This window comes from Streptomyces sp. NBC_00425, assembly GCF_036030735.1.
Lineage (GTDB): Bacteria > Actinomycetota > Actinomycetes > Streptomycetales > Streptomycetaceae > Streptomyces.
Genome location: NZ_CP107928.1, coordinates 1260843 through 1283460, shown reverse-complemented (window position 1 = coordinate 1283460; position 22618 = coordinate 1260843). Strand labels below are relative to the sequence as shown.

18 protein-coding genes are annotated in these 22618 nt (G+C 73.2%); 7 read left to right on the top strand and 11 right to left on the bottom strand.

Annotated features, from left to right (window positions below; all coding sequences use genetic code 11):
• Positions 1–49: 49 nt before the first annotated feature.
• The 4 genes from OHS82_RS05565 to OHS82_RS05550 all read right to left on the bottom strand — a co-directional run bounded on the left by OHS82_RS05565 (position 50) and on the right by OHS82_RS05550 (position 5281).
• Positions 50–2833, bottom strand: coding sequence for a hypothetical protein (locus OHS82_RS05565; RefSeq protein WP_057577415.1), 2784 nt, complete (start codon positions 2831–2833; stop codon positions 50–52).
• A gap of 160 nt (positions 2834–2993) precedes the next feature.
• Complete coding sequence (locus OHS82_RS05560; RefSeq protein WP_057577413.1) at positions 2994–3407, bottom strand: Zn-ribbon domain-containing OB-fold protein; 414 nt, start codon at positions 3405–3407, stop codon at positions 2994–2996.
• Positions 3408–3542: 135 nt separating this feature from the next.
• Complete coding sequence (locus OHS82_RS05555; RefSeq protein ID WP_199863745.1) at positions 3543–4271, bottom strand: TetR family transcriptional regulator; 729 nt, start codon at positions 4269–4271, stop codon at positions 3543–3545.
• A gap of 116 nt (positions 4272–4387) precedes the next feature.
• Positions 4388–5281 (bottom strand): bifunctional methylenetetrahydrofolate dehydrogenase/methenyltetrahydrofolate cyclohydrolase, encoded by an 894-nt coding sequence (locus OHS82_RS05550; protein ID WP_057577410.1) that lies wholly within the window; start codon positions 5279–5281, stop codon positions 4388–4390.
• A 124-nt stretch (positions 5282–5405) separates the two neighbouring features.
• Here OHS82_RS05550 and OHS82_RS05545 point away from each other — a divergent pair, with 124 nt between their 5' ends.
• On the top strand, positions 5406–6233 hold the full coding sequence (locus OHS82_RS05545; protein WP_057577407.1) for a hypothetical protein: 828 nt from the start codon (positions 5406–5408) through the stop codon (positions 6231–6233).
• A gap of 115 nt (positions 6234–6348) precedes the next feature.
• The gene (locus tag OHS82_RS05540) at positions 6349–7092 is read left to right on the top strand and encodes a peptidoglycan-binding domain-containing protein (protein ID WP_328433402.1); all 744 of its coding nucleotides are present in this window, start codon (positions 6349–6351) and stop codon (positions 7090–7092) included.
• A gap of 58 nt (positions 7093–7150) precedes the next feature.
• Here the strand turns inward: OHS82_RS05540 and OHS82_RS05535 are convergent, their stop codons facing one another.
• The 5 genes from OHS82_RS05535 to OHS82_RS05515 form a co-directional block, all read right to left on the bottom strand.
• Positions 7151–9484 (bottom strand): SpoIIE family protein phosphatase, encoded by a 2334-nt coding sequence (locus OHS82_RS05535; protein WP_328436030.1) that lies wholly within the window; start codon positions 9482–9484, stop codon positions 7151–7153.
• A 148-nt stretch (positions 9485–9632) separates the two neighbouring features.
• A complete protein-coding gene (locus OHS82_RS05530; RefSeq protein WP_199863903.1) occupies positions 9633–10013 on the bottom strand; it encodes a hypothetical protein in 381 nt (126 codons plus the stop codon).
• Between the two features lie 304 nt (positions 10014–10317).
• The gene (locus OHS82_RS05525) at positions 10318–11274 is read right to left on the bottom strand and encodes a MurR/RpiR family transcriptional regulator (RefSeq protein WP_057581824.1); all 957 of its coding nucleotides are present in this window, start codon (positions 11272–11274) and stop codon (positions 10318–10320) included.
• 237 nt (positions 11275–11511) lie between these two features.
• On the bottom strand, positions 11512–13431 hold the full coding sequence (locus OHS82_RS05520) for a phosphatase PAP2 family protein (RefSeq protein ID WP_328433401.1): 1920 nt from the start codon (positions 13429–13431) through the stop codon (positions 11512–11514).
• A gap of 192 nt (positions 13432–13623) precedes the next feature.
• Positions 13624–14532: a BadF/BadG/BcrA/BcrD ATPase family protein gene (locus tag OHS82_RS05515; RefSeq protein ID WP_328433400.1), complete on the bottom strand. Its 909-nt coding sequence runs from the start codon at positions 14530–14532 to the stop codon at positions 13624–13626.
• Between the two features lie 324 nt (positions 14533–14856).
• Here OHS82_RS05515 and OHS82_RS05510 point away from each other — a divergent pair, with 324 nt between their 5' ends.
• From OHS82_RS05510 to OHS82_RS05490, 5 genes are all read left to right on the top strand, one after another.
• Positions 14857–15990, top strand: a complete 1134-nt coding sequence (locus tag OHS82_RS05510; RefSeq protein ID WP_328433399.1) for an ROK family protein — start codon at positions 14857–14859, stop codon at positions 15988–15990.
• 274 nt (positions 15991–16264) lie between these two features.
• A complete protein-coding gene (locus OHS82_RS05505) occupies positions 16265–17593 on the top strand; it encodes an extracellular solute-binding protein (RefSeq protein ID WP_057581827.1) in 1329 nt (442 codons plus the stop codon).
• A gap of 118 nt (positions 17594–17711) precedes the next feature.
• Positions 17712–18626, top strand: coding sequence for a carbohydrate ABC transporter permease (locus OHS82_RS05500; RefSeq protein WP_057581828.1), 915 nt, complete (start codon positions 17712–17714; stop codon positions 18624–18626).
• On the top strand, positions 18623–19525 hold the full coding sequence (locus OHS82_RS05495) for a carbohydrate ABC transporter permease (RefSeq protein WP_057581829.1): 903 nt from the start codon (positions 18623–18625) through the stop codon (positions 19523–19525). The genes OHS82_RS05500 and OHS82_RS05495 overlap by 4 nt, the downstream gene beginning before the upstream one ends.
• A gap of 2 nt (positions 19526–19527) precedes the next feature.
• Positions 19528–21246: a hypothetical protein gene (locus tag OHS82_RS05490; protein ID WP_328433398.1), complete on the top strand. Its 1719-nt coding sequence runs from the start codon at positions 19528–19530 to the stop codon at positions 21244–21246.
• 120 nt (positions 21247–21366) lie between these two features.
• On the opposite strand, the gene OHS82_RS05485 is transcribed toward OHS82_RS05490, so the two are convergent.
• The gene (locus OHS82_RS05485) at positions 21367–21960 is read right to left on the bottom strand and encodes a hypothetical protein (protein WP_057581831.1); all 594 of its coding nucleotides are present in this window, start codon (positions 21958–21960) and stop codon (positions 21367–21369) included.
• Positions 21950–22603: a nucleoside/nucleotide kinase family protein gene (locus OHS82_RS05480; protein WP_057581832.1), complete on the bottom strand. Its 654-nt coding sequence runs from the start codon at positions 22601–22603 to the stop codon at positions 21950–21952. The genes OHS82_RS05485 and OHS82_RS05480 overlap by 11 nt, the downstream gene beginning before the upstream one ends.
• Between the last annotated feature and the right edge of the window lie 15 nt (positions 22604–22618).

Below are 22618 nucleotides of genomic sequence, written 5' to 3'. Positions count from 1 at the left end.
GGGCACGGACCGCCGGACGGTCCGTGCCCCCTCCTGCAGTCGGGTCGCGCTACGGCGCGTCCACGACCGTTCCGGTCGAGTGCGGTGCGTCCGGCATCGGACCGCTCCAGTCGTCGCTCAGTGTGACGCGCACCGACTCCTCGGGTTCGGCCAGCTGGTCCTTCACCGTCGGGATGCCGAACTCGGCGCTCGTGGCCCCGGCCGGGAACTCCGGCCCGGCGTACAGGTCCAGCCGCGACAGCGGGAGTTCGGGGTCGGGCTGCTGACCCGAGACGTCCGACAGCCACTGCGGGTCGACGTCCTTGGTGGACAGCTCGGCCCCGTCGGTGACCGGCGTCAGCCGCAGCAGGTACCCCAGCGGCACCTCGGCGGCCCGGGAGAGCGAGACCTGCCAGGTCAGCGTCTCGCCCTCGGTCGCCCGCACGACGGGGGCCAGGGTCACCCGCGGCGCCGGGTCGTCGTTGTGCGCCGTGACCCCGCCCCGGTAGGAGCCGACGACCGCGCCCCGCACGGCCTTCACGAGCAGGTCCTGCCCCTCGTCGGTGCCGAAGAGCGCGTCCCCCTTCACCTCGACCGAGAGGTCGACGGGGTCGGCGCCGGGCCGCACAGCGAGCACCTTCTCCGTGGCCTCACCGCTCTTCGTGTCGACGACGTAGAAACGGGCCGTGCCGGCGCCGTGTCCGGACACCTGGACCGGCACGTGGTAGGTGCGGGTCCCGGAGTCGCCCTCCTCGACCGTGAGCCGGCCGATGTCGACGCGCGGCAGCGCCGCGGCCCGCACCGCGGGCGTGCCGGGCGCCCAGCCCCAGGCGTCCATGAACCAGGCCGCGCCGGCTCCCGAACGCGGCGTCAGCTCGAGGGACGTGACGTGCCGCAGGTCGAGCCGGGCGCGGGTGGCGGCGGTCAGCGGGAGACGCAGCTCGCGGGCCCAGTAGGAGGAGGTGCGGTCGGAACCGGGCAGCCCGTCGACGCGGACCCGGCCGAGCTTCGCGCGCCGGCCGGCGGAGTCGGTGACGCTCACGTCGAGTTCCGTGCCGGTCGTGTTGGGCGGCACGAACACGCGCAGGGCCAGACTCCGGGCGCCCGACAGGGAGACCGGGGCGGTGGAGGTGATCTTCGTGGGCGAGCCGGGCGCGGACCACTTCAGCGCGACTGCGCTCTTGCCGGAGTCCTTCGGCAGATCCCACCACCCGAAGTGCGGGGACATCCCCACCGCGTCCTCGCCCAGACAGGCCTGCGCCGGATCGGGGTCGGCCCGGCAGACTCGTCCGCCGGTCACCGCGACCCCGCCGTCGGGCACGAAACCGCCTGTGCGACGTGCGCCGACGGCGTGCGTGAGAACGCGGGCGGGGTCCGCGGAGGGAGCGCGTCTGCCCGAGCCGTCGAGCAGGGGGCGCACCCGGTCGTCGCCCGCGACGAACAGCCGGGCGGCGGCGGCGATGTACGAGGCGCCGGCCCGGTGCTGCTGGTCGGCGGTCAGCCGGGTGGGCGCCGCGGTGGAGCACACCGGGTCGCGCCGCTCCTCCTCGGGGTCGTCCGCGAAGTCGTCGGAGGACGGCGCCGCCGAGGTGCCCGGCGTCCACTCGCTGTTGAAGAAGTTGTGGTTGGCGCCGACGACGTAGACGGCGCTGTGCAGAGCGGCGCCCGTGCTGATGCCGCGCGTCCCGTCGAGGTACGTCTCGCCCTCGAGGTCGGCGACGTCTCCGTCGCAGCCGGGCAGGATCGTCGCCGAGGGGACGTCGGCCACCGGATTCTGGCCGAAGATCGTCGGTCCGATGAGGACGGTCCCGCGGATCTTCCAGCGGACCTTGCCGCGGTAGCCCTCCTGGGCGGCCGGTGGCGGGTAGAGGCTGTCCATGGCGGCCCGGTTGACGCCCTCGCCGCCGCGCGAGTGACCGACGAGCAGGACCTTGGACAGGTCGGCCTTCGCCGCGCCGGGCACTCCGGCCGGGGCGTCGCCCGGGTGGGCGGCCCAGTCCGCCCACCGGGCGAGGTGCTGTCGCACCAGCGAGGAGCGCGCCTGCGCGCCGCCGTCCTCGGCCTGCCAGTCCTGTCCGTTGACGCCGTTTGCCGAGACGGAGACGGTGACGTAGCCCTGGGAGGCCAGCAGTTGCTGGTCCTTCAGATAACCCCGGTAGCTGGGGACCTCCTCGGTGCCGGCCGGGCAGGGCCACTCGCCGCTCACGTCGTCCTCGACGCCCGGCGTGTAGCAGGTGCCGTGGCGGCCGTGCAGGAACAGCGCGAGCGGCCGCTTGCCGGCGGCCCCGGCCGGCGCGACGACGACGGCCCGCATTTCGACCGGCTGGGCGTATCCCGGGAATTTCACCGGGTCCAGCCGGTACTCGCCGGTGACCGTGCGGTACGAGCCCTGCCTGCCCGGGTCGACGGAGTTCGCCGGCAGGGGCGCCACGGGCGTGGGCTGCCGCGTCGCGGACGAACTGTGCCTGCGGGCGGGGGAGCCGGCGGCGGGCGCGTCCAGGCGGCGTCCGCTGGCCAGCGCCCGCAGATCCTTCAGCGGGGCGTCGCCGGCTTCGTCGAGCGCAAGCCGGAAGGTGCGGCCGTCCTCGGCCTGCTTCGGTACGCCGAGCAGCCGGTCCCCGGCGTGGAACTCCACGCGGGCGTCACCGATGGGCACGGGTCGGGGCGAGCGCCACAGCAACTCGCGTGCGGCGCCCTTGCCGCCGATCCGCCACCCCGGGGGCAGTTCGCGGTCGGCGGACGCGGTGGGGGATCTCGTCTCTGAAGGCTGTCGGGCCAGTGCCAGTCCCGGTGTTCCCGCCAGGGCCGCGAGCGCGGCCACGACGGTGACACCTATTCGCCGGACACGGATCAAGGTCCACTCCTCAACTCCGGAGCGCGGGAGTCCCGTCCGTACCGGGAGCTCCTCGCGTCACGAAGGAAGCGAAACCGGATCTGTGGGTTGCCTGTGCGGGCTGACACCGCCCGGGGAGCGACCGAAACCGGTCACGAGGGACCGGGGTGGCTCGCGGTGCTCAGTGCCAGGCGCGGTACGGCTCGTCGAGCAGCTGGAAGACCGGCTCCCCGCGCACCGGGTCCTCGGCCGTGGCCAGCCGGACGCGGGCGCCGCTGTGGATGCCGATGAGCGGGCCCATGACCCGGCCGCGCACGACGAACCCCTCGGCCATCTCGACCAGCGACACATTGCGCGCGGCCGGGGTGTTGCGGTGCACGACCGTCGCGTGGCGGACCGTCCCGGCGCCCTCGCTGCGCTCGGTGCGCAGGTCGCTGCCCTGGCACACCGGACACAGCAGACGGTGGTACATCGTGGTGGCGCACCAGGTGCAGCGCTGGAAGAGGATCGTGTCGCCGTCGGCGCGCGGGCGGTCGAGGACGCCCGCCGCGGAGCGGACGGTCTGCTGTACGGCGGTTCCTGAGTGGTGGTACACGCGGGTCAACTCCCTGCACTCGGCCGGAATCCACGTGCGCGGTTCACCCGTGCACGCACGTGCCCGGTCGACCGTGCCGCCGTGCACGGCCACAGCGTATGGCACTGAGTGTCACAGGTAAAGGCACTGCGTACCCTAATCTCCCCGGGTCCGGTCCGGCTCGAGCGTCGTCTCGACCTCCCGCACCACACGCCACAGCGGCGTTCCACGCCGGGCGACCACCACCACGACGTCCTGCGGGCCCTCGGGTGCGGGCGGGACCACGGCGGCAGCGGGGGCGACCGGCGCGGGAGCGGAGGCGGGGGCCGGGGAAGCGCCGAAGGCCGACTGCACGAACCCGAGGGCGTGGTCCACGGTCGCGGTCGCGTCGCCCAGGCCGTCCGAACGCAGCCAGGAGCGCAGGGCGTTGTTGTGCGCGGCCACCACCGCGGCCGCGATGACGTCGGCGTGCAGGGTGCCGTGCGTCCGGCCGGTGAAACGACCGCGCAGGTACTCGGCGAGGGCGCGCTCGTAACGCCAGACCACCGACAGCTCGTACGCGCGCAGCCCGGGGACCTGCTTGGTGAGCCGGTAGCGCTGCACGGAGAACGACGGGTTCTCCGCGTACATGAGCAGGACGAGCCGGGCGGCGTCGCAGACCCGTCGCACCGGCTCGTGCCGCTCGCCGCTCGCCGCGAGGAAGGCCGTCATGTCGGCGAGGCACCGCTCGTGGTCGGGGAAGACCACGTCCTCCTTGGAGGGGAAGTAGCGGAAGAAGGACCGCCGGCCGACCCCGGCGAGCGCCACGATGTCGTCGACGGTGGTCTGTTCGTAGCCGCGCTCCAGGAACAGCCGGAAGGCCGCCGCGACCAGGGCGTCCCGCATGGGCGGCTTGGCCTGCGCCTTGTCAGTCGCGCTCATGGACGGGAACGTAACACCTGAACCACGCCGATGGCACTCGGTTCCCTCTTGCGGGGAACCGAGTGCCGGATCGGTGTCGGTCAGAGCCGCTCCGCCGCCTCGACCACGTTGGTGAGCAGCATCGCGCGCGTCATCGGTCCGACGCCGCCGATGGGCGGCGCGAAGGAGCCGGCGACGTCGCTCACGTCCGGGTGGACGTCGCCGAGGATGCCCTCGACCGTGCGCGTGAGGCCCACGGACAGCACGGTCGCACCCGGCTTGATCCAGTCGGGGCGGACCATGTGGGCCACGCCGGCGGCGGCCACCACCACGTCGGCCTCGCGGGCGTGCGCGGCCGTGTCCTGAGTGGCCTCGTGGCACAGGGTCACGGTGGCGTGCTCGGTGGCGCGGGTCAGCATCAGACCCAGCGGCCGGCCCACGGTGACGCCGCAGCCGATCACGCAGAACTGCTGCCCCGTGATCGCCACGTGGTTGCGGCGCAGCAGGTCGATGATGCCGCGCGGGGTGCAGGGCAGCGGGCCCGGGATGCCCAGCACCAGGCGGCCCAGGTTGGTCGGGTGCAGGCCGTCGGCGTCCTTGACGGGGTCGATCAGCTCCAGCACCGCGTGGGTGTCGATGTGGGCGGGGAGCGGGAGCTGCACGATGAACCCGGTGCACGCCGGATCGGCGTTCAGCCGGAGCACCGCGGCCTCCACGTCGGCCTGGGAGGCGTCGGCGGGCAGCTCCACCCGGATCGAGGCGATGCCGACCTGGGCGCAGTCGCGGTGCTTGCCGCCCACGTAGGAACGGCTGCCCGCGTCGTCGCCGACGAGGATCGTGCCCAGCCCGGGAGTGACCCCGCGTTCCTTCAACGCCTGTACGCGCAGGGCGAGTTCGCTCTTGATGTCGGCCGCGGCGGCCTTGCCGTCGAGAAGTGTTGCGGTGGTCACGGGATCGGCGAGCCCTTCAGGAGATAAGAACGACGGTCCTGTCATCGTACGACCCCTTCGTCCGTCGCCGCCCACGCGTCCCGCCCGCCGCAGCCGTACCGCCAGGTGGGCAGCACTTTCGCTGACGTAACCTTTGCGCACCGCACTGCCGCCCACCGGGAGACCTCGCATGCCCGCCGTCCGCCCCCGTCTCCTCTACGTCACCGACCTGGCCTACCCGGCCCGTGGGCGCCGCTACGGCGACGAGGACGTCTTCCTCTCGTCCCGCCTGCGCGCGGACTTCGATCTCGCCCTGTGCCATCCGCTGGACGCGTCGGCGCTGATGCACGCCTTCGACGGCGTCGTCGTCCGCAACAGCGGACCGGTCCTGGGATACCGGGCGCAGTACGAGGCCTTCCGGGAGCGCGCGCTGCGCGACGGCGTGCGCGTCTACAACCCGCTCACCGGCCGCGCCGACATGGCGGGCAAGCAGTACCTCCTCGATCTGAGCGCCGAGGGCTTCCCGGTGATCCCCACCGTCGACCGCGCCGAGGACCTGCACCGGCTGCCCGAGGCCGAACGGTACGTCGCCAAGCCCAGGCTCGGCGCCGACTCGGCGGGCCTGCGGTTCGTCGCGCCGGACGCCCTGGCCGCCGTCGCCGACGGCTCGCTCCTCCTGCAGCCGTGCGTCGACTTCGTCCACGAGGTCTCCTTCTACTACGTCGACCACGACTTCCAGTACGCCCTGTACGCGCCGCGCCCCGACCGCCGCTGGGAGCTCGAGCCCTACCGGCCCACCGTGCGGGACCTCGAGTTCGCCCACCGCTTCGTCGACTGGAACGGCCTCGCGCACGGCATCCAGCGCGTCGACGCCTGCCGCACCCCGGACGGTGAACTGCTGCTGATGGAGCTGGAGGACCTCAACCCCTACCTCTCCCTCGACGCCCTCGACGAGGACGCACGGGACGCCTTCGTCGCCGTGACGACCCGTTCCCTGCACCACTTCCTCGCGCAGTAGCCCCGTCTTCCTCGGGCCGCGGCCCGGTCTGCGGGCCGCGCCGGGCGGGGCGCCGGTGAACCCGGCGGGCCGCGCGCCCGTATCCCTCCCGGGGGACCCACGGGAGGGAGACCAGGTGCCGACACCGGAGGAACCCGGACAGCCGCACGACCGCCAGGTCCTGGAGCCCATCCGGGTCCTGCGGCCGCGCAACACCGACGCGCTCGCGGAGCTGTTCCGCGAGATGACCGAGGACCCCACCGACGGCTACGAGGCCGTTCCGCTGCCGGGGAGGGCGCCGGGCGGCGAGGCCGAGACCCGGGAACTGCCCACGGGGCGGGCCGTCGGTGCGCGGGCCGTGCGCGGCGCCCGGCCCGCCCCGCGCACGGCCCCCGCCCGCGCCGCCCGGCCCGGCTCGGGACGGGCCCCCGCCCGCGCCGGCCGGCCCTGGCCCCGACGGGCCGACGGCCCGCCCCGCGTCGCGGTCGCCGCCGTCGCCGTGCTCGCGGCCGCGCTCGTCGGCTTCGCCGGCGCGCTGCTGCTGCCCGGCCGCGACGCCGGAGCCGCCGCGGGGGCGCAACCGCCCGCGCCCGCCGCCACGCCGACGGCCGCCGCGAGCGCGTCCGCCGATCCCGACGGCGCGGGCACCCTGCGGGAGGGGGACAGCGGCCCCGGTGTGACCGAGCTCCAGCAGCGTCTGCGGAGGATCCCGAACGTCTACGACGACGGCCCCACCGACGGCCGCTACGGCAGCGTGCTCACCGAGGCCGTGGCCCGTTTCCAGCTCTGGTACGGAATCCGCGGCGACGAGACGGGCGTGTACGGCGACGACACCCGCCGCGACCTGGAGTCCCGGACCGCGTCGGCGGCCACCGGATGACCGGGTGCCGGCGGGGTGCATGCCGGGCGGGGCCGGGCGGGGCGGGAAGCGGCCGGGCCTACCGCTCGCCGTCCTGCGGCAGCCGGATGTCGAGCACGCACACGTCGTCGCGGCCGTCGGGCTCCAGCACCGCGCCGAGCAACTGTTCCAGCGGCGCAGGCCCGTCCGGGCCGCGGCGGGCGGCGGCCCGGGCGAGCCGCTCCAGGCCCTGGTCGATGCTCTCCGCGGGCCGTTCGACCAGACCGTCGGTGTACAGCAGCAGCCGGTCGCCCGGTTCGAGGAGGACCTCGCTCTCCTCGTACCGTGGCGCGTCCGTCGCGCCGAGGAGCATCCCGTAGGGGCGCTCGAGGTAGCGGGCCTCACCGGCGCGCAGCAGCAGCGGCGGTGGGTGGCCGGCCTGCGCCCACACGAGCCGGTGCTCGCCGGGGCTGTAGCGGGCCAGCATCATGGTCGCCGAGCCGTGCGGATCGCGGGAGTGCAGCAGCAGCGCGTTGAGCCGGCTGAGCGCCCCGGTCAGCGACGAACCCGTGATGATCATGCCCTTGGCGGTGAACCGCAGCAGCGCCATCGCGGCGACGGCGCCCAGACCGTGCCCCGCCACGTCGCCCACCACGAACAGCGCGTCCCCGTCGGGCAGTTCGATGGCGCTGAACCAGTCGCCGCCGACGCTGAGATCCGACTGCGCCGGCAGGTACGCGATGTCCACCCGCAGCCCGGCCAGCCGGACGGGCTGCTTCGGCAGGGGGAGCAGTGCCTCCTGCAGGCGGGCGGCGGCCGTGCGTTCGGCCTGCAGCACGCCGTGCTGGGTGAGCATCGCCCGCTCGCTGGCGACGAGGGCGAGTTCGGCGTTGCGCTGCGCGGTGAGGTCCTGCACGAAGCCGTGCACCTCGACGGGCGTGCCCTCCGCGTCGGGCACGGCCTCCGCGACCACCCGCAGATGGCGGACGCCGTCCCGGGTGACGAACCGGAACGGCACGTCGCACGGCTGCCCGTGGCGCACCAGCTCCCCGACGGAGCGGGCCAGCACGGGCACGTCCTCGGGGAGGGCGAGCCGCGGCAGACCCGCAAGGGGGACGACGCCCCGGGCGGGGTCGCGTCCGAGGATGGCGAAGACCTGGGAGGACCAGTTCCCCTCGCCCGTCACCAGGTTCCAGGTGACCCAGCCGAGGTTGCCCAGCCGCTGCACGTCCGCCAGCCGCTGCTCCTGCCGGTCGGAGGGGTCGTGCCGGACCCAGCTGACGACCAGTCCGTCGTCCAGCCGCGCCGCCCTCGCCGAGTAGGTGGACAGCTCGCTGAACCCGGCGATCATCTGCTGCAGGGCGAACGGCTCGCCCTCGAACGGCTCGTCGCCCGCCAGCGTCCGGAGGCAGCCCTGCCACAGCGGTTCGCCGGCCATCTCCGGCCAGCACTCCAGGAAGCGCAGGCCGACCAGTTCGGGCCCGCTGCGGCCCCTGGCGTCGGAGGTCATCCGGGTGGCGGCGTCGATGCGGAAGTCCTCGACGTGCCCCGACGCGGAACGCAGCGGGGAGAGGAGCACCGCGGAGACCGGCAGCCGGTCGAACATCGTCCGCATGGCGTCCGCGGCGGCCCCGGCGGCGGTGGGCCGACGGACGTCCGAGGTGCGCAGCGGGCCCGCGCAGAGCTGGGCGACGGCCAGCAGATGTTCCCGGACGCGCGGCGTGAAGGGACCCTCACGCCGGCGCAGGACGCCCACCGCGACATCGGCCGACTCCCCGGTGACCACCGGCAGCCAGGCCCGGGTCGGCCAGCGCCGGGCCGGCTCGCCGATCAGCAGATAGCGCTGGGCGTCCTTGTCGACGTCCTCCAGCCAGCACGGCCGGCCGGACTCGAGGGCGACGCGTGCGGCGATGCCGCTCACCGGCGGAACCCGTCCCCACTGGTCGGCCAGCGTCTCGTCGATCCCGGCGTGCCCCACGAGGTCGAGCCCGCCGCCGGGCAGCCGCGCGTAGATCATGACGGCGTCGGCGCCCACGTCCGGGGCGAGGTGGTCGAGCAGTGTGCGGGCGAGATCCTGCGGGCCGCCGACCCGGACGAGGGCCCGGCTGAGCCGGCCGAGGGCCGCGGCGTCGATCTCGTCGGCGGCCTGCTGCGGCATGCTCCGCCGCTCCGGGGCGTCGGCGGAGGGGGCCGCGGGCTCGGTGTGCTGTGGTGCGGCGAGGGAGCCGAGGGTGATCCAGCACTCCTCCAGCAGGGTCCGCCGCGCGGTCTGCGCCCGCCGGTGCAGTTCGTCCTGGGCGGCGTCGGGGGTGCAGCCGCGTTGTGCCATCACCGCGCCCTTGGCGCGCTCCAGCACGGCCGCGGTGGCCGCGAGGTCCTGCAGCCGGTCCATCTCGGCGCGCTGACGGGCCACGACGCGGGTCAGCGCGGCCATGTCGGGGACGCCGCCGGACTCCGCGGGCAGGGCGGGTTCGCTCGTCACGCCTCGAGCATGGCACATGGGCACGGCTCGGATCGAGGCCTTGCGACAACCCTCCCGCCAGGTGCGATGGCCTGCGCGGACATCGGTCGCGACGGGTCGTTCAGCGCCCGGCGCTGTGCTCCGTCAGAGCCTGGGCGACGGCTCGGACGCTGCGGGCGATGTGCTGGAGCTGCATGACCTCGGCCGCGTACATCTTGATGGTGTGCTCGATGACGGACTCGGCCAGTCCGAGCCGGGGGAGGTCGGCGCGGGCGGTCTGCAGGGCGGTGCGGGCGACCCGGACCTCGTTCTGGACCTGGATCTGCGCATGACGGGCGAGCAGCACCGGGTGACGCAGCAGGGCGGGGTAGCTCGCGTAGCGCGCGGGCACCAGCTCACGCAGCCACTTGGCGGCCGAGCGCTCCCAGTCGTAGCTGCCGGGCGTCTTGACCTGGCACGGCCAGTCCGAGCTGATGCGCGTCGTCGTCAGAGTCATGATCATCGCTTCCGGTATGTGGCGTCGTGACGGTGGTCCGACGGTTCGGGGCGGCCCCGGTCCAGGGGATGACCGGGGCCGCCTAGGGCGCTCGCGCAAGCGATGCCCCGAGCACCCCGAACGCCGACGTGGGTAGGGGACGGCGGTCTTCGGGTGCCCGTACAGGAGCCCTTCGCGGGCGGGTGCGGCCGTGAGCAGTATTTATATATGCCGACGGGTTTGCAAGACGTATGAAAACATTCATGCGTGAAATGCCCGTACTGATCCCATTGGTCTTTTGTGCGGGAGGGGGTGGTCCTGGGTAAAACGGTCATTCCCGGAGGAAGAACTGGTGCTGCTCGGCGATCTGCTCGTATTCCTCGAGCCGCGCCTGGGTGCGCTCGGGGCCGGCGTCGGTCATGGCCTGGAGCAGCGCCGCGGCCATCACGCCGGGGGCGGCGTAGGAGTCGAAGACCAGGCGGGAGCCGGTGCCGCTGGCGAAGGTGGCGTCGGCCTCGTCGGCCACCGGCCCCAGCGCGAGGTCGGTGATCAGTGCGACCTTGAGGCCGGCGCTGCGTGCCACCCGCACGGCGGTCAGGGTCTCCTGCGCGTGCCGGGGCATCGAGAACGCCAGCACCCAGGTCCCGCCCGCCTCCCGGGACTGCAGCAGCGCGTCGTAGGCCACGCTGCCGCCCCGGGTCACCAGCCGCACGTCCGGGTGGACGCGGCGGGCGGCGTAGGCGAAGTACTCGGCCAGCGAGGCGGAGATGCGCAGCCCGAGGATGGTCAGCGGCGTCGACCGGGAGAGCTGCCGGCCGACGTCGATGACATGGTCGGGGTCGGCGAAGTCGCGCCGCAGGTTCTCCAGGTTCTCGATCTCCGCGTCGACCGCCGCCTGCAGTTCGTTGCTGCGGTTCACCTCCGCCGCAGGGCCGCCGGCCAGCGCGCCGAGCGCGATCGACTGGAGCTTCTCCCGCAGCGCGGGATACCCGCTGAAGCCCACCGCCGCGGCGAACCGGGTCACCGAGGGCTGACTGACGCCGACCCGGTCCGCGAGGTCGGTGATCGACAGGAACGCCGCCTCGGTGATGTGCTCGATCAGATACTGGGCGATACGCCGCTGCCCCGGGGAGAGTCGGGGCCCGTCGAAGAGCGCCCTCAGCCGGGAGGTCGGGGACACCTCCGTCTCCGGCCCGGTCCTGCCCGAGGTGATCGCGGATGCCTGTGCGCGTGCCTGCTGCGGCGATGGCGCCGGTGCGCCTCCCTTGTCTTCCACGAAGCTCAACATAGCTCAGGGACCCGGCGGGCAAGGGAGGACGGAGGGCGGGCCAGGACCCCTCCCGCACCCCCGGTGATCGCGGATTACCGCCGGTACGTCATGACCGGGCCCCACACGCCGTCACCGGCCCCGGGCGCCGTCGGCCCCCTGGGCGACGTCGGCCCCGGCGGGACGCCGGCCGGGGGTGGCGGGAGTCGACCCGGCAGGGGATGTGCCTGCCCGGGGTCGACTCCCGCCACGGGGGTGTCACCGCTTCAGCAGGCGTACCGAGAGGCCGTGCGCCGTGTACACGGGGACGGCCCGCAGGTGAGCGCAGTCCACCAGTGCGATGCGGTCGAACTGGCCGCGCAGCGCCGACGCAGCGATCACCGGCACGGTCGTCCCCGCGGTCGGCGGCCGGTCGGCGTCGAGACGCAGCGAGAGCACCGAGCCCCGGTCGAGCCGAACCCGCCCGGACACCGTCAGCGCCGGACCGTGGTGCCCGCGCAGCGTCAGGTCGAGCACCGCGCCGGCCCCCTGGGACCACGCGCCGCGCACCCGCACCGGCTCGTCCGCGCGCAGCGTGCCGCCGGTCAGCCGCACGTCGCCCTGGCCGAGGGCGCCTGCGTGCCCGGCCACGAGCACGCCCCCCTCGACGACGGTGCCGCCGTGGTAGCGGTTGTGCCCGGTCAGGGTGAGGGCGCCGGAACCGCGCTTGGTCAGACCGCCCTCGCCCGTGATGTCGTTGCGCCAGGCGTCGGCCGCCTGGAAGCCGTGCTGGGCGGCGTCCATGGTGACCGTGACGTCGCAGTCGAAGGCGCCGTAACCGTCCGCGGCCGCGAACAGGTTCAGCCGGCCCCACTGCTCGAAGCCGTCCAGCAGCACGTACCCGGAGGGCAGCGCGGTCGTGCGCAGCACCTCCCGGCGCTGGGCCGCGGTGAGGTACGGCTGCCGGGTCTCCAGCAGCACCTCCGCGCCCTTGGGCACCGTCAGGGGCTCCTTGCGGCCCTCCCTGGTGAGGACGTAGGTCAGCCGGGGCTCGACGGCGCGGGCGTTGGCCTCGCGGTCGGCGTACTCGTCGCAGGCGTCGGAGTGCGCGTAGGCGAACAGGGTGTCGGCGGTCGTGCCGGTCTTCTCGGTGAAGTAGGCCAGGGCCTGGGCGCGGGCGGCCGCCTTCAGCTCGGCGTTGGCAGGGTCGGCGAGCGTGGCGGCGGCGAGCGCGGTGGCCATGATGCGGCCGCCGATGACGTCGACGGTGGAGTGCATGCCGGACATGATCCGGGTGTGGCTCAGCTGCAGGGCGCGCGTCACCAGCTCCTGGAACCGCTCGGGGACGGCGTACGCGTACGCCAGCGACGCCAGGTGGAAGGCGTTGGTGTGGCCGCTCGGGAATCCGCCGTCGTCCGTCGGCGAGCTGCTGCGCTGGCGCAGCAGCTGCGGCACGACGACCACCTTGGAGTCGTAGACGGGGAATCCGAGCGCGTCGGTCTTCCCGGTGTCGACGACCTCGCTGTTCTCGTTCATGCGCCACGGCCGCGGGTACTGGAACGAGTACTTGCTCGGGTTGCCCGAGGCGTAGTTGCCGCGCACCGTGTCGACGAGCTTGGCGACCAGGCCGAGGTCGGAGGCGTACGAACCGGCGCCGAGCGCGGAGCCCGCGGGCGCGTCGGCGGGCACGGCGTCGTCGATCTTGGTGGCCGGGATGCCGTCCGGCGCACGGGTGATCGACGTGACGGCCTTGGCGCCCGTCTTGTACAGATCCGACAGGGGGCCCAGGCCGGCGATCGTCGAGTAACTCTGGTGCTGACGGTCGTAGAGGAAGGCCTCCTTGCCCTGTGCCTCCGTGCGGCTCCGGGTGATCGCTATGCAGTAGCGCATGTTGGCGCGCAGGATGTCGGGCCGCAGCGGCGTGCCCGTGTTCCACGCGGAGCCGGTCTTCCATATGCGGGCGAAGCCGCCGAGAGCGCGGATCACCGCGTTGGTCTCGGGCGTGAGGTTCGTGCTGACGTTCGTCTTGTAGTCGTCGACGAACGCGAGCGGACCGGTGGCGGCCTTGGCGTCCGCGGCGGCCAGCCAGGAGGCCAGCGTCGGGGCGGCCACCAGGGCCGCCGACCCGCCCACGGAGAACTTGAGGAAACGCCTTCTGTTCACTGCCGAGGGGGTGCTGAGCCCGACGGGTGACGGCATGGATGTGCCTTCCTGGAGTGGCCTCGGCCGAGGGCCGGAGGGAGGAGGGTGCGCGACGGCGGTCCGTGGGTCCTGCGACGACCCCGTGAGCCGGGTGACGCGTCTGAGCGAAGATCTACGGCCGGGTCGTGTCGCTTTCGCGAGGGCCCGGCGACGGTTGCGTGTCCTGCGGGTGAACGTGCCGCCGGCGGCTCACAGCAGCGAGCGCGCCAGCGCCACCGCGCCCTCGACGGGCGGCACGGTGAGCGGCTGCGGCCGCGCTCCCGGCACGGCGGCGCCGAGCGCGCCCGCGAACGCCTCGTACAGCGCGGGCTGCCCGAGCACCGTGCCGCCCGCCACGACCACGTCGTCGACCGCGACCCCGCGCGCCGCGAGACGTGCGACGAGCGCCGCGAGGTCCTCGCCGGCTCCGGCGATCACGGAACGGGCCAGGGCGGAGCCGTCGGCGGCGGCCGCGAAGACGACGGGAGCGTGCCGCCCCCACTCGGCGGAGACGTCGGCGACGCTCTCCAGCGCGGCGCCCAGCGCCGGGACCTCCGGCACGCCGAAGGAGGAGATCAGGCCGCGTGCGAGGGCGTCGGGGGCCTCGCCCCGGTCGTGCGCGGCCCATACGGCCCGGGCGGCCTCCCGGACGAGTCCGGCGGCGCCGCCCTCGTCGCCGAGGACCGCTCCCCAGCCGCCCACCTGGACCGGGGCGCCGTCGGGCAGTCGTCCCACCGCGACCGAGCCGGTGCCGGCCACGAGGCCGACGCCCTTGTCCAGACCGGCGGCGGGAACGAGCAACTCGGCGTCGCCCACGACATGCGCGGGCGCGCCGAGAAGTTCCTGGAGCGCGACACGGATCCGTGCGCACTGGAGGGGGGTCTCGCAGGCGTGCGCCCCCAGGGCGAGCGCGGCGGGACGTGCGTTTGCCGGCAGTGCCTCGCGGAGGAGGACGGCCAGCCAGTGCGCGGCGGCGACCGGGTCGTGGGGCCGCCAGCCACTGCTGGCGCGCACGTGGTCGACCACGACGTGGTCGCCCGCGAGCGCGCGCAGATGCGTCTTGGTGCCGCCCACGTCGACGCCGACCACGAGGGGGCTCGAAGGGGGAGAGTCCTGCACGGATCCTCTTTCGTCGATGCGCTTGACGGGCTGCGACGGCGGGCGAACCGTGACCGAGGGAACAGGCATGAAGGAACTAGGGAAGCCCCGGGACGGGCCTCTGGCGAAGCACGGCAGGCGAGTACCGTGAAGTTCGTTAGGAAGTTAACTAACGAAGTACAGTGCGTCAAGAGGAATCGCGCACTCGACCACCGCGCGGCCCGGCCGGGCCGCGCGGGGCGGGAACGCGCGACGTCGGTGCATCCCATCGCCGCAGCCCGCCGGGACGATCTCGTCCGGCGCGCGCGGCCCTGTACCCGTGTGGGGGAATCTGTGGAACTCGACGTGGTGGAAGCCCCCCGCCTGACCGAGAGCGCCAGCGCCGTATTCTCCGTGCTGGCCCAGGCGGGCAGCGCGACCCGACCGCAGCTCGCGAGCCTGGCGGGACTGTCCAAACCGACGGTGTCCTCCGCCGTGGCGGAGCTCGAGGCAGCCCGGCTCGCCGCACACTCCGGGACCGCCTCCAGCGGCACCGGCCGCTCCGCCGCCGTCTACTGCCTCGGCCCGGCCGCGGGCGCGGTGCTGGCCGTCGATCTCGGCCCGGCCGTCACCCGGGTCAGGGGCTGCGCCCTGGACGGCGCCCTGCTCGCCGAGGCCACCGCCTCCCGCAAGGACGCCGCCGACGCCGTGCGCGAGGCGCTCGACGTGCTGCCCGACGGTGTGCCGCTGCGCTCCATCGTCGTCGCCGTCGGCGACGTGGCCGCGCGGGACCGGCTGGGCAGCGGCATGCGCCCCGCGACCGCCAAGGCCGGCCCCGTCTTCGACGCCATGGCGGTCGCCCTGCCCCCCGGCGTGCCCGTGCAGCTGGAGAACAACGTCAACTGCGCGGCCCTCGCGGAACTGCACGAGGGAGCCGCCCGGGGCCGGCACACCTTCGGCTACCTGCGCATCGGCGTGGGCATCGGTCTCGGCATCGTCGTCGGGGGACAGGTGCTGCGCGGCTCGAACGGGGCCGCCGGAGAGCTCGCCCGGCTGCCCTATCCCTGGGACGACGGCCGTGAGCCGCGCCGGGAGGCCCTGGAGGAGTACATCGGCGCCCGCTCCCTGCTGCGCCGGACCAGGGAGGCCTGGGGGGCCGCGGACGGGCCCTGCCCGCGCACCACCGAGCGGCTGTTCGCCCTCGCCGGGGCGGGCGCGGCCACGGCCGGCGAGATCGTCGGCCGGCACGCCGCGGACGTGGGCCGGCTCGCCGCCGCGGTGACCGCCGTACTGGACCCCGGACTGATCGTGCTCGGCGGCAGCACCGGCGCTGATCCGCAGCTCCTGCCCGGTGTGCGGGCCGAGCTGGCACGGCTGAGCTGGCCCACCGAGGTGGTCAGCAGCACGGTCGGCGATTCCGGCACCGTTGCGGGCGCCGCACGGCTCGCGGTCGCCCGGGGAGTCCAAACCGTGACCCAGGCGGCGCGGGCCAAGGATTGACGGCCCGCGACTCGGTCTGCCAATGTCCGGACAAGCGCTTTCTAAGTCGGCCGGGACGCCGGCTTGGGGTGAGCGTCCCGGCCGTACTCGACGTACGGCAGCCGCACGAGGGCGTGCTTGTGCGACGACGGCCCTCATGGCCGGGGACCCCACCCCTCCAGGCGACGCGGCCGGGCGAGGCCGTGCCCCCGGAAAGCGAATCCTCCTGCAAACTGCACCCGTGCCGCCTCGTTCGGCGCCGTGCTCCGTCCCCTACGACGAAAAGGGATCGAAGATGACCAGTGTGGGTGTGCGGCGCTCCCGCCGACTCGGCCGCGGCGGCATACGCCGGATGGTTCCCCTCGCTGCCGTGGCCACGGCAGGCGCCCTGTTGCTCTCCGCCTGCGGGTCGGACGGCAGCTCGGGCGGCACCTCCAAGTCCCTGACGTTCTGGATCTCCACGGTTCCGGGGCAGGACGCGGGCTGGAAGAAGCTGATCGCGCAGTACAAGAAGGACGAGGGCGTCGACGTCAAGCTCGTCAACATCCCCTACGACGGGTACACGACGAAGCTGAAGAACGCCGCGCAGGCGAACTCCCTGCCCGACGTGGCGGCCGTGCCGTCGCTGGACCCGATCTGGTCGGGCAAGCTGATCGACCTCAAGTCCATCGCCGAGAACAAGACCAACAAGATCAACGCGAACTTCATCGCCAAGGACGACTCCGGGAAGGTGCTGGCGATCCCCTCGGACGTCACCGCGTCCGGCATGTACATCAACAAGTCGCTGTTCGAGAAGGCCGGCGTCGCGTTCCCGACCTCCCCCGACAAGACCTGGACCTGGACCGACTTCATCAAGGCGGCGAACACCGTCCGCGAGAAGACCAAGGCCAAGTACTCCCTGACCTTCGACCAGTCACCGTCCCGGCTGCGCGCCATGGTGTACGAGATGGGCGGCAAGTACGTCCACGCGGACGACTCCGGCAAGTTCTCGGCGGACGACGCGACCAAGAAGGCCGTGAACACCTTCGTCGGCTGGAACGACGACAAGACCATGCCGAAGTCGGTGTGGACCAGCGGCGCCGACCCGTCGGCCATGTTCCAGAGCGGTGACGTCGTCGCCTACTGGTCCGGCGTGTGGCAGGTCGCCTCCTTCGCCGAGAGCATCAAGAAGTTCGAGTGGGCGAGCGTCCCGACCCCCGCCGAGCCGGTGCAGGCCTCCGACGTCAACGCCGGCGGCATGATGGTCGGCTTCAACAACAACGGCGACGCGGCCAAGGCCACGACCAAGTTCATGTCCTGGCTGTACGAGCCGGACCACTACCGCACGCTGTGCGAGACGTCCGGCTTCCTGCCGGTCGAGAGCGGACTGAACCCGAAGTACCCCTTCACCTCGCCGGCGGCGCAGGCGGCGTTCAAGCTGTACAACGAGGAGATCCCGCTCTACGCCCCGATCTCCGGCTACTTCAACAACGCGCAGACGGCCTGGGTGCTGAAGGGCAAGAGCATCACCGAGGACCCGACCAAGACGGAGCTCGGCAAGGCGATCAACGGCCAGCAGTCGCCCGACAAGGCCCTGGAGAACATCGTGGCCGGCTACAACCAGCAGGTCGGCACCGGATCGTAGGCCCGAGGGCCGGGCGGCGGGGCCTGAACCCCCGCCGCCCGGCCCTGGGCGCCCACGTGATGCCGGGCTCATGGCGTGAGCCCACGAAGATCCCTTCCACCAGCACGGAGTCAGGAAGATGACCAAACACGCCCCGGACGTGTCCGCGAGCCCGCCCAGGAGACGACGCAGCCGCTACGTCCTCGCGCCGCTCGTCCTCATCGCGGCCAATGTCGTGCTCTTCTCGCTGTTCTTCGTCTGGCCGGCGGTGATCGGGTTCGTCTACTCCTTCACGAACTACACGGGCGTGGGGGCGTTCCAGTTCGTGGGGCTGGACAACTACCACAACCTCGTCGGCGACTCCACGTTCTACGACGCGCTGACCCGGACGCTGCTGTACGCGGTGCTCTTCGTCCCGCTGAACTTCGGGCTCTCGCTGCTCGCCGCCAACCTGGTGGTGAACAAGCACGCCAAGGGCGCGTCGGTGGCCCGCGTCATCTTCTTCATCCCGTGGCTGCTGTCGCCCATCGTCGTGGGCGTCCTGTGGCGGTGGCTGTTCGGCGAGAACTTCGGACTGGTCAACTACGTCATCGAGAAGCTCGGCGGAAGCGCCGTCCCGTGGCAGTCGAACGCGGACCTGTCGTTGATCGTGGTGGTGATGGCGGCGTCCTGGGCCTGGACGGGCTTCTCGATGCTGCTGTTCATCGCGGCGATCAAGAACGTGCCGGTGTCGTACTACGAGGCGGCCGCGCTCGACGGCGCCGGCCCGTGGCGCCAGTTCATCAGCATCACGCTGCCGAGCATCGCGCCCACCTCGTTCATCGTCATCCTGCTCAACACGATCAACGCGATGAAGGAATACCCGGTGTTCGTCGCCCTCAACAACGGCGGCCCCGGCACCTCGAACAACCTGCTCGTCCAGTACATCTACGAGACCGGCTTCAAACGGGGCCAGATCGGCTACGCGAGCGCCGCGTCGTTCGTGCTCATGCTCATCCTGATGGCCGTCGCGATCGTCCAGCTGATCGTCAACCGGCGGGTGGAGAACCGATGACAACCACAGACATCCCACGCCCGGTCGACGCCGGTTCCGGACGGACCGTCTCCAAGAAGCGGTCCCGCGGCGCGGGCAGCGGCGGAATCCGGCGGGCGGTGTCCGCGACGACACTGCTGTGGATCCTGGCGTGCCTGTACGGGCTTCCGGTGCTGTGGTTCATCCTCAGCTCCTTCAAGCCGGCCAGCGACCTGTTCTCCTATCCGCTGACGCTGGTTCCGCACGACCCCACCCTGTCGGGTTTCAAGGCGGCGTGGGACAGCGCCAACTTCTCCCAGTACTTCATCAACACCGCCATCGTGTGCGTGATCACGACGATCCTCACGGTGGGCGTCAGCTGCTGCACGGGGTACGCGCTGGCCAAGTACGACAACAGGTGGCTCAAGGCGTTCTTCATCTGCATCCTGGCCACCACGATGCTGCCGGGCGAGGTCATGCTCGCCCCGGAGTTCCTGGTGGTCCGCAACCTCGGCCTCTACAACTCCTTCGCCGGCATCATCCTCCCCGCCGTGCTCACCGCGACCGGATGCTTCATGTTCCGGCAGTTCTTCCTGACGGTGCCCGACGAACTCGTGGAAGCCGCACGCATCGACGGCGCGCGCGAGCTGTCGATCTTCCTGCGGATCATGGTGCCGATCTCCCGGCCCATCATGCTGACCCTCGCCATCCTGTCCTTCCAGTGGCGGTGGAACGACTACATCTGGCCGCTGCTGATGCTCAACGACCCGAACAAGTTCACCGTGCAGATCGGCATCCAGAGCATCGTCGGCGCGCAGAACATCAACTGGTCGGTACTGCTCGGCGCCTCGGTGATCTCCATGATCCCCCTGATCCTCGTCTTCCTCGTCTTCCAGCGCTACGTCATGGGCGCCGACATCAACGCCGGACTGAAGGACTGACCGTGCCCACCCAGCTCGACCACGAGTTCGTCCGCGCGGCGGCCCGCGCCGCCGACCGGCCGGCCGCCCCGCTGGCGGCCGGCCCCGACGAGGAACCCGTCGGGGTGCCCCACCGCGCTCTGGCACGCCGGGTGAAGACCCTGGTCGCGGCGTACCGTTCCCCGGAGTCGGCACTGCACGGCAGCGGCGGGGCCGTCGCCGCCGCGACGACCCATCTGCGCGCCCTGCGGGCCACGCAGACGTCCACCGGCCTCTTCGCCGGCGGCGACAACGTGCAGTCACCGCCGGACTCCGCCTTCACCGTCAACGACGTGTGCGACGCGCACGTCCTCGCCGCGGGCGCCGGGCCCGAACTGGACGAGGTCACCGCCGCGCTCGCGGAGATCGCCGGCGCCGCCTCCGGTAGTCTCCTGACCGGCGGGGTGCACACCCCGAACCACCGCTGGGAGCTGTCCGCGGCCCTGGCCCGGCTGCACCGGTCGTTCCCCGACGGCCGGCTGCTCGACCGCGTGGAGGAGTGGCTCGCCGAGGGCGTCGACATCGACGCGGAGGGCCTGTACTCGGAACGCAGCGCCAACTACGCGGCCCATGTCTCCAACCCCTCGCTGCTGCTGCTGGCCGGCGTCCTCGGCCGGGCCGACCTGCTGGACGCCGTCGAACGCAATCTCACCGCCACCCTGGACCTCATCAGGCCCGACGGCACGGTGGAGACCGTCCACTCGCGACGGCAGGACCAGCACCACCCGTTCCCGCTGGCCCCCTACCTGCCGCACTACCGGCTGCTCGCCGTCCGCACCGGACGGGGCGACTTCGCCCGGGCGGCTCGGCTGGCGGCCGCCGGCGGCATCGACGACCCCGACCTGCTCGCCGAGACCCTCCTCACCCCGGACCTGTGCCGCGCGCTGCCCGCTCCCGCCCCGGAGACACTGCCCCGCGACCGGTACGTCACCACCGCGCGCCTCGCCGCACGCGCCTCGGCCACCGCGCACACCGTGGTGTACGGCGGCTCCGACGTGCCGGAGCACCGGCGCATCCGCTCCGGCCTCGCCTGCAATCCCACCTTTCTGCGCCTGTTCGCCGGCGACGCCGTCCTCGACGCGGTCCGGCTGTCGCGGGGGTTCTTCGACCTCGGCCCGTTCCGCGCCGCCGACATGCAACGGCTCGCCGACAACCGTTACGTCCTCACCGAAACCCTCACGGCCGCCTACTACCAGCCGCTCGCGAAGGACCGGCGGCGCGACGACGGCGTCTACCGGATGGCGGACGAGGGCCGCTTCTCGGCCGCCATGGCCTTCTCGGACCGGCCCCGGGACGAGGTCTCGCACACGACCCGGGTCGAGGTGGACCTGCGGGAGGACGGCGCCGACCTGCGGATCGACATCAGCGGACCGCGCGTGCCCTGGGCGCTCGAACTCACCTTCCGGCCCGGCGGCACGACGCAGGGCGGCGAACCGGTCGGCGACGGACACCGGTGCCTGACCACCGGGCCGATGACCTACCGGGTCGGTGACGACGAGATCCGGGTCGTGGCCGACGTCGAGGCGGGCGAACCGCTCGCCGGGCCGGAGCGCAGCGACGTACTGCGGTACGACCCCGGCCAGGACCACACCGTGGTGGGCGGCACCGACGCGACGACGGGGAACCGCGTCTACCTCGGTGGACTCGGCCCGCACACACTGACCGTCGCACTGCGCGCCGGCCGGTCCGCACCGGCCGTGTGACGGGCCGCCTCCGGCCGCTCGCGCCGCGGCCCGGACGGCGCCCGACGGCGCGCCCCCGCGGAGGGCGACGCCCACCCGGCGCGCGGCAGGCGGCAGGCCGCGGGCGACCGAGACCGGTCCTCAGACAGGCAGCCCGAGCAGTCCCCAGCCGCGCCGCGCCGCCTCGTCGACCACCACCGCCCACTCGCCCAGCAGCACGGTGAACGCGTCGAAGTCCGCGATCGACCCGCCGGGGCGTGCCGCGTGCCGGTCGTACGCCGTGCGCAATCCCTCCAGCAGGGGCTGCGCACGGGCCCAGTGAGCGGCGAGCCCGGCCACCCGGGCGGGCGGGCCGACGAGGAGCAGCCGCATGCCCCACGCAGTGCGGTCCGAGGGGAGGAGGCCAGCCCCCGGCATGTCGTCCTCGTCCCGGACCAGGGGGAGCAGGAAGCCGTCCAGGGCGTCCCGCAGCGCGGGGTCGGCGAACCCCCGGGCGGTGTCCCAGCCCTCGCCCGCCCAGAAGTGCGGTGCGTAGGACCCGGTCGTGCTGTGGAACTCGTAACGGCCGCACCAGGGCACCTTCGGCGAGGCGGGGAACACCCAGCCCGCCTCGGGCGCCCCCGGGTCCAGGCCGTCGGGGCACGCCGCCTCGTGGAGCAGCACCTGCCGTCCGGCCGCCGGCGTCCGCTCCCAACGGCCCCAGTCCAGCGCCAGCACGGTGAGGTCAAGCCCCATCCGGCGCCCCCACCCGCACCACCAGGTCGGCCCGGTCCCGCGTCGTCGCGACCAGCTCGGCGTTGCGACGGTCGCTCCGGTGCACCCAGGCCACCGCCGCCTCGTGCCCCTTGCCGAACTCCTCGTGCCGGGCGACCAGCCGGCGGACGCGCTCGTCCTCGTCCGTCTCGCAGAACCACACCTCGTCCAGCGCGGCCCGCACCCGTGCCCACGCCCCCGTGCCGAGGAGCAGGTAGTTCCCCTCGGTGACGACCAGCCGCACCTCCGGCGGGACGGGCACGGCCCCCGCGAGCGGCTGCTCCAGCACCCGCTCGAAGCCCGGCGCGTACACGACGTCCCCGCCGTCCGTCTCCTCCCGCAGCCGGTGCAGCAGGGCCGCGTAGCCGGCCGCGTCGAAGGTGTCCGGCGCGCCCTTGCGGTCCCGTCGGCCGAGCCGGTCCAGCTCGACGTCGGCGAGGTGGAAGCCGTCCATCGGGACCTGCGCGGCCCACGGCTCCCCGGCGCCGTTCAGCTCCCGCACCAGGCGCTCGGCGAGGGTGGTCTTGCCCGCGCCGGGGCTGCCGGCGATGCCGAGCAGGGTGCGCCGGCGGCCGTCCCCGGCGAGCGAGCGGGCCCGCAGGACCAGATCGTCGAAAGTGAGCACACAGCAGAGTGTCGC

Excerpts from the sequence above, each read along its gene's own strand:
- OHS82_RS05555 (WP_199863745.1), bottom strand. The coding sequence starts at position 4,271 with ATGCGGGACGCCCTGGTCGCGGCGGCCTTCCGGCTGTTCCTGGAGCGC.
- OHS82_RS05550 (WP_057577410.1), bottom strand. The coding sequence starts at position 5,281 with ATGACAGGACCGTCGTTCTTATCTCCTGAAGGGCTCGCCGATCCCGTG.
- OHS82_RS05545 (WP_057577407.1), top strand. The coding sequence starts at position 5,406 with ATGCCCGCCGTCCGCCCCCGTCTCCTCTACGTCACCGACCTGGCCTAC.
- OHS82_RS05535 (WP_328436030.1), bottom strand. The coding sequence starts at position 9,484 with ATGGCCGCGCTGACCCGCGTCGTGGCCCGTCAGCGCGCCGAGATGGAC.
- OHS82_RS05530 (WP_199863903.1), bottom strand. The coding sequence starts at position 10,013 with ATGATCATGACTCTGACGACGACGCGCATCAGCTCGGACTGGCCGTGC.
- OHS82_RS05525 (WP_057581824.1), bottom strand. The coding sequence starts at position 11,274 with ATGTTGAGCTTCGTGGAAGACAAGGGAGGCGCACCGGCGCCATCGCCG.
- OHS82_RS05520 (WP_328433401.1), bottom strand. The coding sequence starts at position 13,431 with ATGCCGTCACCCGTCGGGCTCAGCACCCCCTCGGCAGTGAACAGAAGG.
- OHS82_RS05505 (WP_057581827.1), top strand. The coding sequence starts at position 16,265 with ATGACCAGTGTGGGTGTGCGGCGCTCCCGCCGACTCGGCCGCGGCGGC.
- OHS82_RS05500 (WP_057581828.1), top strand. The coding sequence starts at position 17,712 with ATGACCAAACACGCCCCGGACGTGTCCGCGAGCCCGCCCAGGAGACGA.
- OHS82_RS05495 (WP_057581829.1), top strand. The coding sequence starts at position 18,623 with ATGACAACCACAGACATCCCACGCCCGGTCGACGCCGGTTCCGGACGG.
- OHS82_RS05485 (WP_057581831.1), bottom strand. The coding sequence starts at position 21,960 with ATGGGGCTTGACCTCACCGTGCTGGCGCTGGACTGGGGCCGTTGGGAG.